This is a genomic window from Kitasatospora sp. NPDC057015 (genome assembly GCF_042673745.1).
GTDB lineage: Bacteria > Actinomycetota > Actinomycetes > Streptomycetales > Streptomycetaceae > Kitasatospora.
In genome coordinates this window covers 28,065-43,033 of record NZ_JBHUSG010000051.1, presented here as the reverse complement: position 1 = coordinate 43,033, position 14,969 = coordinate 28,065, and the positions used below count along the sequence as shown (strand labels likewise).

12 protein-coding genes are annotated in these 14,969 nt (G+C 75.1%); 8 read left to right on the top strand and 4 right to left on the bottom strand.

Annotated elements, in window-relative coordinates; all coding sequences use genetic code 11:
- Nucleotides 1–70 precede the first annotated feature (70 nt).
- Nucleotides 71–193, bottom strand: a complete 123-nt coding sequence (locus ACFTWP_RS34020) for a hypothetical protein (protein WP_380268860.1) — start codon at nt 191–193, stop codon at nt 71–73.
- Between the two features lie 128 nt (nt 194–321).
- On the bottom strand, nt 322–1,293 hold the full coding sequence (locus ACFTWP_RS34015) for an aldo/keto reductase (RefSeq protein WP_380268859.1): 972 nt from the start codon (nt 1,291–1,293) through the stop codon (nt 322–324).
- A gap of 101 nt (nt 1,294–1,394) precedes the next feature.
- Between ACFTWP_RS34015 and ACFTWP_RS34010 the strand changes: the two genes are divergently transcribed.
- Nucleotides 1,395–1,916: a MerR family transcriptional regulator gene (locus ACFTWP_RS34010; RefSeq protein ID WP_380268858.1), complete on the top strand. Its 522-nt coding sequence runs from the start codon at nt 1,395–1,397 to the stop codon at nt 1,914–1,916.
- A gap of 78 nt (nt 1,917–1,994) precedes the next feature.
- Here the strand turns inward: ACFTWP_RS34010 and ACFTWP_RS34005 are convergent, their stop codons facing one another.
- Nucleotides 1,995–3,038, bottom strand: a complete 1,044-nt coding sequence (locus tag ACFTWP_RS34005) for a nitronate monooxygenase (protein WP_380268857.1) — start codon at nt 3,036–3,038, stop codon at nt 1,995–1,997.
- A gap of 363 nt (nt 3,039–3,401) precedes the next feature.
- On the opposite strand from ACFTWP_RS34005, the gene ACFTWP_RS34000 reads away from it, so the two are divergent.
- The 3 genes from ACFTWP_RS34000 to ACFTWP_RS33990 all read left to right on the top strand — a co-directional run bounded on the left by ACFTWP_RS34000 (nt 3,402) and on the right by ACFTWP_RS33990 (nt 6,982).
- Nucleotides 3,402–3,887, top strand: coding sequence for a cation:proton antiporter regulatory subunit (locus ACFTWP_RS34000; protein WP_380268856.1), 486 nt, complete (start codon nt 3,402–3,404; stop codon nt 3,885–3,887).
- 4 nt (nt 3,888–3,891) lie between these two features.
- Nucleotides 3,892–5,166: a cation:proton antiporter gene (locus ACFTWP_RS33995; RefSeq protein ID WP_380268855.1), complete on the top strand. Its 1,275-nt coding sequence runs from the start codon at nt 3,892–3,894 to the stop codon at nt 5,164–5,166.
- A 265-nt stretch (nt 5,167–5,431) separates the two neighbouring features.
- On the top strand, nt 5,432–6,982 hold the full coding sequence (locus ACFTWP_RS33990) for an amino acid permease (RefSeq protein WP_380268854.1): 1,551 nt from the start codon (nt 5,432–5,434) through the stop codon (nt 6,980–6,982).
- A gap of 230 nt (nt 6,983–7,212) precedes the next feature.
- On the opposite strand, the gene ACFTWP_RS33985 is transcribed toward ACFTWP_RS33990, so the two are convergent.
- Nucleotides 7,213–7,851, bottom strand: a complete 639-nt coding sequence (locus ACFTWP_RS33985) for a helix-turn-helix domain-containing protein (protein WP_380268853.1) — start codon at nt 7,849–7,851, stop codon at nt 7,213–7,215.
- 222 nt (nt 7,852–8,073) lie between these two features.
- Between ACFTWP_RS33985 and ACFTWP_RS33980 the strand changes: the two genes are divergently transcribed.
- The 4 genes from ACFTWP_RS33980 to atzF are packed head-to-tail and all read left to right on the top strand — an operon-like array spanning nt 8,074 to nt 14,859.
- Complete coding sequence (locus tag ACFTWP_RS33980) at nt 8,074–8,889, top strand: urea amidolyase associated protein UAAP1 (protein WP_380268852.1); 816 nt, start codon at nt 8,074–8,076, stop codon at nt 8,887–8,889.
- On the top strand, nt 8,886–9,500 hold the full coding sequence (locus tag ACFTWP_RS33975) for an urea amidolyase associated protein UAAP2 (RefSeq protein WP_380268851.1): 615 nt from the start codon (nt 8,886–8,888) through the stop codon (nt 9,498–9,500). The genes ACFTWP_RS33980 and ACFTWP_RS33975 overlap by 4 nt, the downstream gene beginning before the upstream one ends.
- Nucleotides 9,497–13,090 carry an urea carboxylase gene (uca, locus tag ACFTWP_RS33970; protein WP_380268850.1) on the top strand — a complete coding sequence of 1,198 codons (3,594 nt, stop codon included), beginning with the start codon at nt 9,497–9,499 and terminating at the stop codon, nt 13,088–13,090. Before ACFTWP_RS33975 ends, uca begins: the two co-directional genes overlap by 4 nt.
- A gap of 14 nt (nt 13,091–13,104) precedes the next feature.
- Complete coding sequence (gene atzF / locus ACFTWP_RS33965) at nt 13,105–14,859, top strand: allophanate hydrolase (RefSeq protein ID WP_380268885.1); 1,755 nt, start codon at nt 13,105–13,107, stop codon at nt 14,857–14,859.
- Nucleotides 14,860–14,969 lie beyond the last annotated feature (110 nt).

Genomic DNA, 14,969 nt, shown 5'->3' with positions numbered 1-14,969 from the left:
TCCGGCGGGAAAGGCGGGCACGGCGGGGCCCTCGGCGGAGCGGCCCCGCCGTGCCCGGCCCGGCCCGCGGTCAGGCGACCTCGACCGTCCGGTCGCCGGGCCGCACCGACACCGCCACCGCGCCGCCGATCGCGGCGGCATACGCCCGCAGGTTGTCCAGCCCGTCCACCTGCCCGTGCTCGACCTGCGACACCCGCGCCCGGCTCACCCGAGCAGCCCGGCCGAGACAGCCAGACTGAGTTCTCCCTTTACGACAACTCCCCGTCCGCCGGAGATCCCCCCTCCCCGGGGATGCGACGCTCCGGTCCGCGCGCCGCCCGCTCACGCCTCGTCGAGCCGGCGGCGCTGGGCCGGGGTGAGGTCCAACTCGACGGCGTCCAGCGACTCGTCGAGCTGGGCCACCGTGGTGGCACCGACCACCGGGATCACCGGGACGTCCCCGCCCAGCAGCCAGGCGAGCACGACCTGGCCGGCGGTGGCACCGGTCTCCGCCGCGACCTCGCGCAGTGCGTCGAGCCGGGCCCGCGCGCCGGGGTGGTCGTACTGCGGGGGCATCGGCTTGGCCGGGTCCGTGTAGGCGCCGTGGATCAGCGGGCTGTACGCGAGCAGGCTCAGCCCGGGCTCGGTGCGGACGTAGTCCAGCAGCTCGGGGGTGACGTGCTCCTGGGTGCCGAAGCTCGCCCCGGGTGCGGGCCGCAGGTAGCTGTACCGCTGCTGGACGCAGCTGTACCCGGCCACGCCGCGGGCCCGGGCGGTGGCGCGGGAGCGCTCCAGCCGCCAGGTCAGCTGGTTGCTGATGCCGAGCAGGTCGGCGGCGCCGTCCCGGACCAGTGCCCCGAAGGCGTCGACGGTCTCCTCCAGCGGCACCGAGCGGTCCTCGATGTGCCCGTAGAGCAGGTCGATCCGGTCGGTCCCGAGCCGCCGGAGGCTGCCCTCGACGCCGGCCCGGATCGCCTCGGCGGAGAGCCCTTCGGCGTTGGCCGGCCACTCCCCCGGGCCGGCCGGCCGGGCGCCGACCTTGGTGGCGAGCACCACCTCGGCGCGCGCGTCCCGGTCGGCCAGCCAGCCGCCCAGCATCAGTTCGCTCTCGTCACCGGTCGCGCCGTCGATCCAGAAGCTGTAGCAGTTCGCGGTGTCGACGAAGGTGCCGCCGCGCTCGACGAACCGGTCCAGCACGGCGAACGACCCCGCCCGGTCGACCCGGGTGCCGAACGGCAGGACGCCGAGACAGAGCGCGCTGACCTCGGGGCCGGGAGTGCCGTCCGCGCGCCGGCCGAGGGTACGAAATCGCATGGTTCCTCCAGGTACTGGGTGTGCTGCGAGCTGCCCGGAACCCTGCCAACTGGACCGCACTCCAGGTCAAGCCGCCCGGCGGCGCTGGCATGATCTCCCGCATGACCCACGCCACCGCGCCCCAGCAGCCTGCCGCCCGTACCGCCGCGGAACCCGGTGTCCGTCCGGGCACCCAGCCCGGCGACCAGCCCGGCGGGGAGGGGTGGCTGACGCCGGCTCAGGCCGTCGAGCGGTCGGGCTTCAGCCTCGACACCCTGCGCTACTACGAGCGGATCGGCCTGCTCGGCACGGTGGAGCGCTCACGCACCGGGCACCGCCGGTTCACCCCGCACGACCTGGAGTGGCTCGGCGTCCTGCGCTGCCTGCGCGACACCGGCATGCCGATCGCCGAGATGCGGCGCTTCGCCGAACTCGTGCGCGCGGGCGAGGGCACCTCCGGCGCCCGGCTCGCGGTGCTGGAGCAGCACGACGTCCAGGTGGAGGAGCGGATCGCGCACCTGCGACGCCAGCAGGAACTGATCCACGGAAAGATCGCGTTCTACCGCTCCGCGACGGGCTCTTCGGCGACCGCCCCTTCGGCGGCCGACTCCTCGGCCACGGAGCTCCGGACGGCGGAGGCCTAGGGCCTGTCCGGCGGATCTTGGCGGATTATCTTGGCGGATTGGCGCGGCGGGGTAGGCGCGCGGGGTCGGCGCGTCAGGTCAGGACATCCAGACCGCGGACCGAGCCTCCCGCCAGAGCTCCCGGGTGATCTCGGCCGCCGGGCCGGACCGGGCGAGCCCGTGCGCGGTGCCCGCCCACAGGTGCATCGCCCCGGTGTCACCGAGCGCGGCGGCCGCGGCCCGGACCGGCCGGGTCAGGTGGTGGACCTCGGGGTAGGCCGCCGGCGCCGCGGCCCCGTACCGGTCGATGAAGGCGTTGCGCAGGCCGCGCGCGGGGCGGCCGGTGAAGGCCCTGGTCACCACGGTCTCGGTGAGGCGCCCGTCGACCAGTGCCGCGCGGTGCGGCTCGGACGCCCCGGACTCGTCCGCGCGCAGGTAGGCGGTGCCGAGTTGGACGGCGCCGGCGCCCGCCCGCAGCGCGGCGGCGAGGGCCGGGCCGTCGCCGATCCCGCCGGCGGCGATCAGCGGCAGGCCGGTCACCGCCGCGACCTCGGCGAGCAGCGGAAGCAGCGGGGTGGTGCCGGGCCGGTCGGCGATCCGGAAGGTGCCCCGGTGCCCGCCCGCCGCCGGCCCCTGGACGCAGAGCGCGTCCATCCCCGCCCGCGCGGCGAGCCGGGCCTCGGCGGCGCCGGTCACGGTGGCGATCTGCAGGCTGCCGGCGGCGCGCAGCGCGCGGACCTCCCGCGGCGAGGGCAGGCCGAAGGTGTAGGAGACCCAGGGCACCGGGTCCGCGACCAGCGTCTCGATCTTGGCGTCCCAGTCGTCGCGGTCGGCGGGGATCTCCGCGGGGAGTTCGACGCCGTACCGCTCGGCCTCGGGCCGCAGTCGCTCCCGGTACCCGGCGACCGCGGCGGCGTCCCCCGGTTCGGCGGGGACGAAGAGGTTCACTCCGAAGGGGCGGTCCGTCAGCTCCCTGGTCAGGCGGATCTGCTCGGCGACCGCGGCCGCGCTCAGGTACCCGGCGGCGAGGAGGCCCATACCGCCGGCCGCGGCGAGCGCCGCGACCAGGCGCGGGGTCGAGGCGCCGCCCGCCATCGGTGCCGCCAGTACGGGAACGGCGAGGTCGTCGAGCCGGACCGTCATCGCGTACTCCTTCGCGTCCCGGTGCCGCCGCACCGACGACCGGTCGGGTACGTCCACCCTAGACCGCCACCGCCACCGCCATCGCCCCGCCACCGCCCCGCTCGGACCGGCCGGCGTGCCACGGACCGGCCCCCGTCGGGTCGGGAGCCCGGTCCGCCGCCGCCCGGACCACCCCTCAGTACACGTACGCACCCCGGCCGACACCCTCCGGCTACCGACCGTCATGACCATTACTTTACTATTGCATTACTCTTCGGCGGAGATGCACCGCCCTGGAGGCCCCGACCCGTGCCCTGACGAGAAGCCCCGGCCCGTGGCCCCGAGGAAGGCCCCGGCCGAGGCCCTGACGAGAGGACAGCAGCCATGGCGATCCCGCGCGTCCGGACGACCAGCCTGCCCGGCGTGGGAGTCCAGTACGACTTCACCACCCGAGAACAGCGGCACCTTTCGGTCATCGCCCACCGCGACGGCTCACGCAGCCTCAACCTCTACCGCGCCGACGACCCGGACGCCTGCGCGCACAGCCTGCACCTGAGTGAGAGCGAGTCCGCCGCCCTGGTCGACGCGCTGCTCCCGGCCCACCACAGCCCGGGGCTGCTGCACACCACCGACCTCGGCCTGGTGGCCGAGCGGATCCCGCTGAGCGGCGTCTCGTACTGGAACGGCCGGCTGCTCGGCGAGACCCGGATGCGCACCGCGACCGGTGCCTCGATCGTCGCCGTGCTGCGCCGCACCGGCGCCGTCCCGTCCCCCGCGCCGGACTTCCGGCTCGCCGGGGGCGACACCCTGATCGTCATCGGCACCCGCGAAGGCGTCGACGCCGCCGCCGCCATTCTGGGAAGGGAGTGATCGGATGCACGGCGCTTCCGTCTTCATCGAACTGGGCGCGATCATCCTGGTGCTGGGCCTGCTGGGCCGGATAGCCGGCCGGTACGGACTCTCCCCGATCCCGCTGTACCTGCTGGGCGGCCTGGCTTTCGGCCACGGCGGGCTGCTGCCGCTCTCCGCCAGCGAGGAGTTCGTCGCCACCGGCGCCGAGATCGGCGTGGTCCTGCTGCTGCTGATGCTGGGTCTGGAGTACACCGCCGCCGACCTGGTCACCAACCTCAAGGCGCAGTACCCCGCCGGCGCCGTCGACTTCGCACTCAACGCGCTGCCCGGCGCGGGGATGGCCCTGCTGCTCGGCTGGGGTCCGGTCGCGGCCGTGGTCCTCGCCGGGGTCACCTGGATATCCTCCTCCGGCGTGATCGCCAAGGTGCTCGGCGACCTGGGCAGGCTGGGCAACCGCGAGACACCGGTGATCCTCTCCATCCTGGTGCTGGAGGACCTCTCGATGGCCCTCTACCTGCCGATCCTGACCGCGCTGCTGGCCGGTGCGGGCCTGCTCGCCGGCAGCATCACGCTCGCGATCGCCCTGGTCACGGCCAGCGCCGTGCTCTTCGTGGCACTGCGCTACGGACGGCTGATCTCACGGTTCGTGTCCCATGACGATCCGGAGAAGCTGCTGCTGGTCGTGCTCGGCCTGACCCTGCTGGTCGCGGGCATCGCGGAGCAGTTGCAGGTCTCGGCGGCGGTCGGCGCGTTCCTGGTCGGCATCGCGCTGTCGGGCGAGGCCGCCGAGGGCGCGCACTCGCTGCTCAGCCCGCTGCGGGACCTCTTCGCGGCCGTGTTCTTCGTCTTCTTCGGCCTGAACACCAACCCGGCGAGCATCCCGCCGGTGCTGCTGCCGGCCCTCGCGCTGGCCGTGGTCACCGTGTTCACCAAGATAGCCACCGGGTACTGGGCGGCCCGCCGGGCCGGCATCGGGCCGGGCGGGCGCTGGCGGGCGGGCGGGGCCCTGGTCGCGCGCGGCGAGTTCTCCATCGTCATCGCCGGGCTGGCCGTCACCGCCGGCATCGAACCCGAGCTCGGACCGCTCGCCACCGCGTACGTCCTGCTGCTCGTCATCATCGGGCCGCTCACCGCCCGCTGGACCCAGCCGGCCGCCGAAGCCCTCGGCCGGCGCCGGGGGGCCGCCTTCGACGGGCCGGCCCGTACGCCCGCCGCGGAGGCGGGACCGGAGGAGGCGGCCGACCCCGCCTCCGAGCTGGAGCTCCCTGCCGGGTCGACGGCCTCCGCCGCCAACTGACCACCCCTGCCGGGCCGCAGTGACGTTCCGTCCTGCGGCCCGGTCGCATGCCCGGGCACGGGATGCCGGACCGCCGCCGATCCGCGGCGCCCGGCCTCCACCGCCGGCCACCGGGGGTACGGGCGCCAGGTGACGGCGGTGAGCACAAGGCAACGTCCCGGCAACGAACGGGCAATGCGGGGGAAGCCGTCTGCCCCCACATTTCTGTCAGCCGACAGAAACTGTGCGGCCGACAGCTCCCGCCCCCGTGGAAAGCCGGTGCCCGATGACCACCAGCCCTTCCCTCGCACCGCCCGAGAACCCCGCCCCGCCCGGCGCCGGCGGGTGGCTCGGCGACCCCCCGCAGGCCGGCCCGGCGGTGGCCGACCAGTCGCTCGGCGAGTTCGGCTACCCCCAGCAACTGCACCGCACGATGGGCAGGTTCGCCTCCTTCGCGGCCGGCTTCTCCTTCATCTCGGTGCTCACCACCGTGTTCCAGCTCTTCTCCTTCGGCTACGGCTTCGCCGGGCCGGCGTTCTTCTGGAGCTGGCCGCTCGTCCTGGGCGGGCAGCTGTTGGTCGCCGCCTGCTTCGCCGAACTCGCTGCCCGCTACCCGATATCCGGCTCCATCTACCAGTGGGCCACCCGGCTGGGCAACGCCGTGTACGGCTGGTTCACCGGCTGGCTGATGGTGATCGGGCAGATCGTCGTGGTCACCGCAGCCGCACTGGCCCTCCAGGTGGTACTGCCCTCCGTCTGGTCGGGCTTCCAACTCGTGGGCGGCGACCCGGCCCTGAGCTCCCGCACCGGGGCGGCCAACGCCGTGCTCCTCGGCGCCGCGCTGATCTCCGCCACCACGCTGGTCAACGTGATCGGCATCCGGCTGATGTCGGTGATCAACAGCGTCGGCGTCACCGCCGAACTGACCGGGATCGCCCTGATCGCCGTCCTGCTGTTCACCCACAGCGAGCGCACCCCGACCGTGACGCTGCACACCGGCGGGCAGAGCGGGTACCTCTGGATGTTCCTGGTCGGCTCGTTCACCGCCGCCTACGTGATGATCGGCTTCGACAGCGCCGGTGAGATGTCCGAGGAGACCCGCGCCCCGCGCCGCACCGCTCCCCGCACCATCCTCGGCGCGCTCGCCGCCGCCGGCCTCGGCGGCGGGCTGCTGATCCTCGGCGCCCTGCTGGCGGCGCCCAGCCTCTCGGACGGCCGGCTCGCGACCGAGGGCATGGCGTACGTCCTGACCAGCACGCTCGGCGAACTCCCGGGCCGCCTGCTGCTCGCGGACGTGGCGGTGGCGGTCTGCGTCGGCACGCTGGCGATGCAGACCGCCGGCGCCCGGATGATCTTCTCGATGGCCCGGGACGGCGCCCTCCCGTACTCCCGCCGCCTGGCGGCGGTGTCCCCGCGCACCGGCACCCCGCACCTGCCGGCCCTGGTGTCCGGCGGCCTCGCGATCGGGTTCCTGCTGGTCAACCTGCTCGCGCCGTCCGCGTTCCTGGCCCTGGAGACCACCTGCATCGTGCTGGTCTACACGGCCTACGCGCTGGTGGTGGGGGCGATGCTGCGCCGCCGACTGCAGGGCCGGCCGATCGGCAGCGGGGACGAACTGGACGAGCAGGGGCGCCCGTTGTTCAGCCTGGGCCGCTGGGGCCTGCCGGTGAACGTGCTCGCCCTGGTGTACGGCGTGGCGATGACGGTCAACCTGGCCTGGCCGCGCGCGGCGGTGTACGACCCGGCCGGCGGGCACTGGTACCTGCAGTGGTTCAGCCTGCTCTTCCTGGCCGGTGCACTGGCGGTGGGCGGGGCATACCGGCTGCGCCGGCGATGATACTGCGGCTGCGCCGGCAATGACGCTACGGCTGTGCCGCCGATGACACCGCGGCTGCACCGGCGATGAGGCCGAGCCTGCGACACCACTGCGGCTGCACCGGTGCCGACCGGTAGGCGGAGCAGTCCGGACCCCGCCCGACCTCACGGCCCGCCCCCGCCCGACCTCACCGCCCCGACCCCTCGCGACCTCACCGCCCGACCGCCGGCCCGCCTCCCGTCCGCCCCCGCTCAGGCGGGACGGAGGCGGGCCGCCGCCGTTCGTGCGGCCGTGATCTGCCGGGCGCTGCGGCCCGCCAGTCGCAGGGCGGCGTCCGCGACGGCCTCACCGACCGTCCGGGGTTCGCGGTCGCCGCTCTCCCGGGCGACCGCCACCCCGCCCTCGACCAGTCCGAGCAGCAGGTCGGTGCGCAGCACCGGGTCACCGGCGGCGTCCAGCCGGGTCAGCAGGGTGCCGTACACGGACTTCAGCGCGCCGCGGGAGCGCCGGAACTCGGCGAAGCGCTCGCCGCGCACCTCGGGCAACTGGTAGAGCGCGCCCAGGTTGTAGAGCCCGCCGAAGAGGAGTTCGGCGTCGAAGGCCGCCAGCGCCCAGAGCCCGGCGGCGGCTTCGTCCTCGCCCGCGTCCTCGTCCTCGCCCGCATCCTCGCCCGCTGCCTCGGCGGGAGTCCCGAGTCCGGCCAGCAGTTCGGTGGCGAAGGCGAGCGAGGGCTCGACCGTGCTCTCCAGCAGGCTGGCGAGGATGTCCTCCTTGCCGGCGAAGTAGTGGTAGAGCGAGGCCTGCCGCAGTCCGGCCCGGTCGGCCACCGCGCGGGTGGTGGTGGCCGCGTAGCCGTTGACCGTGAAGAGTTCGGCGGCTGCCGCCAACACCTCTGCACGCGGGGTCAGTTCGCTGTCCGACCGGCCCCGGGCACGTGGGCGTCCGACGCGGGGCGGGGTTGCTGGGTTGGCGGGCACGGCTCGATCCTCGCACAGCACCGCGGCGGTGAGGGGACGGTAACCGGGGCGAAACCCGCGGGCAACGGCGGCGACGTCCGGTCGCCCTAATTTCTGTCAAGCGACAGAAACCCCGGCAGCAGCCCAGGAGGCGCCGTGACCACCCCCACCACATCCACGGCCACCGCCGTGGCCGCCCGCGCCCACGCCCGCGCCCAGCACGGCACCGTCGTCGACTGCATGCCCCTGCTCCCGCCCCCGCCGGGCACCCTGTGGGAGGAGAAGGTGGCCGGCGGCAACTACACCCACCTCACCGTCCCCGCCGGCGCCGAACTCACCCTCACCGACACCGAGGGCGAGGCCTGCGCGCACCTGCTGCTGTACGTCACCGACCGCCCCTGGGAGCGGCTCAACACCGCCGACACGGCCAAGGTCCAGTGGAACGCCTACCTCGGCGCCGGCAGCCTGCTCCTCTCCGACCAGGGCCGGGTGCTCGCCACCGTGCTCCGGGACACCTCCGGCCACCACGACACCCTCACCGGCACCTCGACGGCCGCCCGCAACACCGCCCGGTACGGCGACGGCAGCGCCCACGGCCCGTCCCCGGCCGGTCGCGAGCTCTTCAAGCTCGCCGCCGCGAAACACGGCCTCACCGCGCGCGACCTGCCGCCCAGCATCTCCTTCTTCCGCGGTGTCCGGGCCGAACCGGACGGCGCCCTCACCCCGACCGGTGCGGCCGGCCCCGGCGCCCGGGTCACCCTGCGCGCCGAGCAGCCGCTCACCGTCCTGATCGCGAACACCGCGCATCCGCTCGACCCGCGCCCCGGCTACCACTGCACGCCGCTGCTCGTCCGCGCCGTCCCGGGCACCCCCACCGCCGCCGGCGACCCGCTGCGCACCGCGACCCCCGAGGCGCACCGCGCCTACCTCAACACCGATGCCGCCAACTCCACCCCCCGGGAGGGCCGATGACCACCGTCGTCACGGAGCTGACCGTCCCCGCCCGCGCCGGCTGGTCGGCCGTCGTACGGCGCGGACAGCTGCTGACCGTCACCGACCTCGGCGGCAACCAGGCCGTGGACTGCCTGCTGTACGACGCACACGACACCGCCGTCCGGTACAGCGCCCCCGACACCCTGCAGGCCCAGGGGTCGCTGTTCCTCACCGAGGGGAGCGTGCTGCTCTCCAACGAGCACACCCCGCTGATGACCGTGCTGGCCGACGACTGCGGCCGGCACGACACCATCGGCGGTGCCTGTTCCAAGGAGTCCAACACCCTGCGCTACGGGCACCACACCTGGTCCCAGCACGCCTGCGTGGAGAACTTCCTCGCGGAGGGCGCCCGTTGGGGCCTGGGCAAGCGCGATCTGGTCAGCAACATCAACTGGTACATGAACGTGCCCGTCGAGCCCGACGGCACCCTCGGCATCGTGGACGGCCTCTCCGCGCCCGGTCTGCGGGTCGTGCTGCGCGCCGAGACCGACGTCCTCGTGCTGGTCTCCAACTGCCCCCAGATCAACAACCCGTGCAACGGCTTCGACCCGACGCCGGTCCGGATGACGATCACCGAGGACGCCCGATGACCTTCGACAGCCTGCTGGTCGCCAACCGCGGCGAGATCGCCGCCCGGATCATCCGCACCGCCCACCGGCTCGGCCTGCGCACGGTCGCGGTCTTCTCCGACCCCGACCGCTCGGCGCCGCACGTCCGGCTCGCCGACCACGCCGTCCGGCTCGGCCCCGCCCCGGCCAAGGACAGCTACCTGCGCGCCGACCTGGTGCTGGCGGCCGCCCTGGACCACGGCGCGGGCGCCGTCCACCCCGGCTACGGCTTCCTCTCCGAGGACGCCGCGTTCGCCCGCCGGGTCGAGGCCGCCGGACTGTCCTTCGTCGGGCCGACCCCGCACCAGCTGGAGGTGTTCGGCGCCAAGCACACCGCCCGGGCCGCCGCCGAGGCCGCCGGCGTCCCGCTGCTGCCCGGCACCGGGCTGCTCCCCGGCCTGGACGAGGCCCTGGTCGCCGCCGATTCGGTCGGCTACCCGGTGATGCTCAAGGCCACCGGCGGCGGCGGCGGGATCGGCATGCAGGCCTGCCGCTCGGCCGCCGAACTCGCCGACGCCTGGGAGCGGGTGCAGCGGGTCGCCGCCGCCAGCTTCTCGACGGCCGGTGTGTTCCTGGAGCGGCTGGTGGAGCGGGCCCGGCACGTCGAGGTGCAGGTGTTCGGCGACGGCACCGGCCGGGTCGTCACCCTGGGCGACCGGGACTGCTCGCTCCAGCGCCGCAACCAGAAGGTGCTGGAGGAGGCCCCCGCCCCCGGCCTGCCCGACCACGTCCGCCGCCAACTCGCCGAGTCTGCCCGGGCGTTGTGCGCCGGCTTGGACTACCGCTCGGCCGGCACCGTCGAGTACGTCTACGACGCCACCCGCGAGGAGGCGTACTTCCTGGAGGTCAACACCCGCCTGCAGGTGGAGCATCCGGTCACCGAGGCGGTCCACGGAGTCGACCTGGTCGAGTGGATGCTGCGGCTCGCGCAGGGCGACACCGCGGTGGTCCGCGAGGTCGGCCCGCCGGTCGGCCACGCCGTCGAGGCGCGGGTCTACGCCGAGGACCCGAGCCGCGACCACCGGCCCAGCGCCGGCCTGCTCACCGAGGTGCGGTTCCCCCCGGACGCCCGCGTGGACGCCTGGGTGGAGACCGGCACCGAGGTCACCACCTCCTACGACCCGATGCTCGCCAAGGTGATCGTGCACGGCGCCGACCGCGACCGGGCACTGGCCGAGCTGACGGCCGCCCTGGGCGACACCCGGATCGAGGGCATCGAGACCAACCTCGGCCTGCTGCGCGCCATCCCCGCCGTCGAGGCCGTCCGCTCGGCGACCCACCACACCGCGACCCTGGCCACCGTGACCGACCCGACGCCGCGGATCGAGGTGCTGCGGGCCGGCACCCTCACCTCCGTCCAGGACTGGCCCGGCCGCACCGGGTACTGGCAGGTCGGGGTACCGCCCTGCGGGCCGATGGACGACCTCTCGTTCCGGCTCGGCAACCGCGCACTGGGCAACCCGGAGGGCCTGGCCGGCCTCGAATGCACCCTGCAGGGGCCGGCGCTGCGCTTCACCCGCGCCAGCTGGGTCTGCGTGACCGGCGCCCCCGCCGCCGTCACGGTCGACGACGTGCCCGTCCCGCAGTGGGAGCCCGTGCTCGTCCCCGCCGGGGGCGTCCTGGACGTCGCCGCCCCGCCCGGACCGGGCCTGCGCACCTACCTGCTGCTGGCCGGCGGGCTCGACGTCCCCGAATTCCTCGGCAGCGCCGCCACCTTCACCCTCGGCGGGTTCGGCGGCCACGGCGGCCGGGCGCTGCGGATCGGCGACGTCCTGCACGGCGGCACCGGCGAGGCCGATCCCGCCTTCGCCCCCGTGCCGGCCGCGGAGCGCCCCGAGTTCGGCTCCGTCTGGGAGCTGCCGGCCGCCGAAGGGCCGCACGCCGCACCCGAGTTCTTCACCGAGCAGGACGTCGAGACCTTCTACGCCGCCGACTGGAAGGTGCACTTCAACAGCGCCCGGACGGGCGTGCGGCTGGTCGGCCCCAAGCCCGTCTGGGCCCGCACCGACGGCGGCGAGGCCGGGCTGCACCCGTCCAACATCCACGACACCCCGTACTCGGTCGGGGCCGTCGACTACACCGGTGACATGCCCGTGCTGCTCGGCCCGGACGGCCCCTCCCTCGGCGGGTTCGTCTGCCCGGCCACCGTGGTCACCGGGCAGCGCTGGAAGCTCGGCCAGCTCCGGCCGGGCGACACCGTGCGCTTCGTCCCCGTCACCCTGACGGCCGCCGCGCAGCTGCGCCGCTCCCCCGCCGCCGCGCCGGCGCCCTCCCGCGCACCGATCACCGACGGCGGCGTCCTGGCCCGGCTGCCCGAGGCGCCCGGCCGGCCGAGCGTGACGTACCGGCGCAGCGGGGACGACAACCTGCTGGTCGAGTACGGCCCGATGCAGCTGGACCTGGCCCTGCGGATGCGGGTGCACGCGCTCGCCGAGCGGCTGGCCGCCGCGCAGCCGGCCGGCATGCTGGGCCTCACCCCCGGCATCCGCTCGCTGCAGGTGCACACCGACCCGGACGTCCTGCCCGTCCCCCGACTGCTGGAGCTGGTCCGGGAGATCGAGGCGGCGCTGCCCCCCACCGGCGAGCTGCGGGTGCCCAGCAGGACCGTCCACCTGCCGCTCTCCTGGGACGACCCGGCGACCCGCGAGGCGATCGCCCGCTACATGGCCGGCGTGCGCGACGACGCGCCCTGGTGCCCGTGGAACATCGAGTTCATCCGCCGGATCAACGGCCTGGCCTCGGTGGACGAGGTCTACCGGACGGTCTTCGAGGCCGAGTACCTGGTCCTCGGCCTCGGTGACGTCTACCTGGGCGCGCCGGTCGCCACCCCGCTCGACCCCCGGCACCGGCTGGTCACCACCAAGTACAACCCGGCCCGCACCTGGACGGCCGAGAACTCGGTCGGCATCGGCGGCGCCTACCTCTGCGTGTACGGGATGGAGGGGCCCGGCGGCTACCAGTTCGTCGGCCGCACCGTGCAGATGTGGTCCGGCTGGCAGCAGCGCGGGCCGTTCACCGCGGGCGCGCCGTGGCTGCTGCGGTTCTTCGACCGGATCAGGTGGTACCCGGTCTCGGCGGAGGAACTGCTGGAGATGCGGGCCGACATGGCTGCCGGACGCCTTGAACTGAAGGTGGAGGAGGGCGAGTTCGCACTCGCCGACCATCTGGCCTTCCTGGCCGCGAACGCCGGCCCGATCGAGGAGTTCCGGGCGGTGCAGGCGGCCGCCTTCGGGGCCGAGCGCCAGGCCTGGGAGGAGGCGGGCGAGTTCGACCGGGCCGAGAGCGCCGCCGAGGCCGCCCCCGGACCCGTCCGGCAGGCGCTCGCCCCGCCCGGCGGCTCCGTGGTCGAGGCCGAGTTCACCGCCTGCGTCTGGAAGGTGGACGTCCGGGCGGGCGAACGCGTCAGCAAGGGACAGCAGTTGATGGCGGTGGAGGCGATGAAGATGGAGTCCCCGGTGTTCGCCGACCGGGACGGCGTGGTGGCGCAGCTGCTGGTGAAGCCCGGCGACCAGGTGGAGGCCGGCTCCCCGCTGGTCGTGCTGGCCGCACTCGCACTGGAGGTGGCCTCGTGAAGCCCGACGCGACCATGACGGACGGTGGCGCCGCGACCCGTGCGGCCGGCGGGCCCGGAAGCACCGGGCCCGGCGCCGTCGAGCGGGTGCGCGAGGCCTACCGGCGGATCGCCGGGGCGGACCGGCCCGAGGTGTGGATCGGGCTGCGCCCGCAGGCGCAGGCCGAGGCCGAGGCGGCCGAGGTGGACGCCCGCCGGGCCGCCGGGGAGTACCTCCCGCTGGCGGGCACGGTGTTCGCGGTGAAGGGCAACATCGACCTGGCCGGGCTGCCCACCACCGCCGGCTGCCCGTCCTACGCCCGGCTCCCCGAGGCGGACGCCCCGGCCGTGGCCCGGCTGCGGGCCGCCGGCTCGGTGCCCCTCGGCACCACCAACCTGGACCAGTTCGCCACCGGCCTGGTCGGCACCCGCAGTCCGTACGGCGCGGTCCGCAACGCCGTCGACCCCACCCGGATCTCGGGCGGCTCCAGCTCCGGTTCGGCGGTCGCGGTGGCACTGGGCCTCGTCGACCTGGCCCTGGGGACGGACACCGCGGGCTCGGGCCGGGTGCCGGCGGCCCTCAACGGCGTCGTCGGCCTCAAGCCCACCAGGGGCGTCGTGCCCACCGCGGGCGTGGTCCCGGCCTGCCGCAGCCTCGACTGCGTCTCGGTGTTCGCCCGCTCGGTCGAGTCCGCCGAACTCGCCTACGAGATCGTCGCCGACCCGGTGCCGGTCGCGCCCGCGCCGCGCCGGCCCGGGCCGTGGCGGGTCGCGGTGCCGCCCCTCGACCAGCTCGGCGAGCTGGACGAGGGCTGGGCGACGGCGTACCTGGCGGCGGTGCAGCGACTGGCGGACGCGGGGGCGCAGCTGCTCACCCTCGACCTGACGCCGTTCAGCACGGTGGCGCAGATGCTGTACCAGGGTGCCTTCGTCGCCGAACGCTACGCCGCGGTGGGCGAGTTCATCGAGAAGCAGGGGGACTCCGCGGACCTGGACGAGGTGGTGCGCCGGATCATCACCGCCGGTCGGGACGTCCCGGCGCACCTGCTCCACCAGGGCCTGGCCGAGCTGGACCGGCTCCGCGCCCTGGCCCTGGCCGAACTCGGCGAGGCCGACGCCCTGTTGTTGCCGACCACCCCGGGCCATCCGACCCTCGCCGAGGTCGCCGCCGACCCGGTCGGGGTCAACACCCGGCTCGGCCGGTTCACCAACTCGACCAACCTGCTGGGCCTCTGCGCCCTCGCGGTACCGGCCGGCGAGGTCGGGGGCCTGCCCTTCGGCGTGATGCTGATCGGCCGCCCGCACACCGAACGCCGGCTGGGCCTGCTGGCCCGGCAGCTCGCCGGGGCTCCACCGGCGGCGCCGCGTCCGGGGGGCCCGCCCGGCACGGTCCGGCTCGCGGTGGTCGGCGCGCACCTGAGCGGCCAGCCGCTGAACGGCCAACTGCTCGCCTTGGGCGCCGCGCTGGCCGCCCGTACCGGCACCGCCGCGGACTACCGCCTGTACGCGCTGGACACCGTCCCGGCGAAGCCGGGCCTGGTCCGGGTGGCGGCCGGCGGCGCGTCGGTCGAGGCGGAGGTCTGGGAGCTGCCGGCCGCCGGCCTGGGCGAGCTGACCGCCGCGCTCCCCGAGCCGATGGCCGTCGGGAGCGTCCGGCTGGCCGACGGTACCCGGGTGGCGGGCTTCCTCTGCGAGCCGGCCGCCCTGGAGGGCGCCGAGGACATCACCGGGTACGGCGGCTGGCGCGGCTACCTCGCGGGGCGGCCGCTGCCCGGCGGCGCGGTCGGCTGACCCGTCCGTCGGACGGCCCGACGGGCTCACCGGGCGCTCAGCGGTCGCTCGCCGGCCGGTCGCCGGTCGGTCGCCGGTCGGTCGCCGGTCGGTCGCCGGTCGGTCGCCGG

Coding starts and splice junctions, on each gene's coding strand:
- ACFTWP_RS33975 (WP_380268851.1), top strand. CDS start 8,886: ATGACCACCGTCGTCACGGAGCTGACCGTCCCCGCCCGCGCCGGCTGG.
- atzF (WP_380268885.1), top strand. CDS start 13,105: ATGACGGACGGTGGCGCCGCGACCCGTGCGGCCGGCGGGCCCGGAAGC.
- ACFTWP_RS33995 (WP_380268855.1), top strand. CDS start 3,892: ATGCACGGCGCTTCCGTCTTCATCGAACTGGGCGCGATCATCCTGGTG.
- ACFTWP_RS34015 (WP_380268859.1), bottom strand. CDS start 1,293: ATGCGATTTCGTACCCTCGGCCGGCGCGCGGACGGCACTCCCGGCCCC.
- ACFTWP_RS34000 (WP_380268856.1), top strand. CDS start 3,402: ATGGCGATCCCGCGCGTCCGGACGACCAGCCTGCCCGGCGTGGGAGTC.
- ACFTWP_RS34005 (WP_380268857.1), bottom strand. CDS start 3,038: ATGACGGTCCGGCTCGACGACCTCGCCGTTCCCGTACTGGCGGCACCG.
- ACFTWP_RS34010 (WP_380268858.1), top strand. CDS start 1,395: ATGACCCACGCCACCGCGCCCCAGCAGCCTGCCGCCCGTACCGCCGCG.
- uca (WP_380268850.1), top strand. CDS start 9,497: ATGACCTTCGACAGCCTGCTGGTCGCCAACCGCGGCGAGATCGCCGCC.
- ACFTWP_RS33990 (WP_380268854.1), top strand. CDS start 5,432: ATGACCACCAGCCCTTCCCTCGCACCGCCCGAGAACCCCGCCCCGCCC.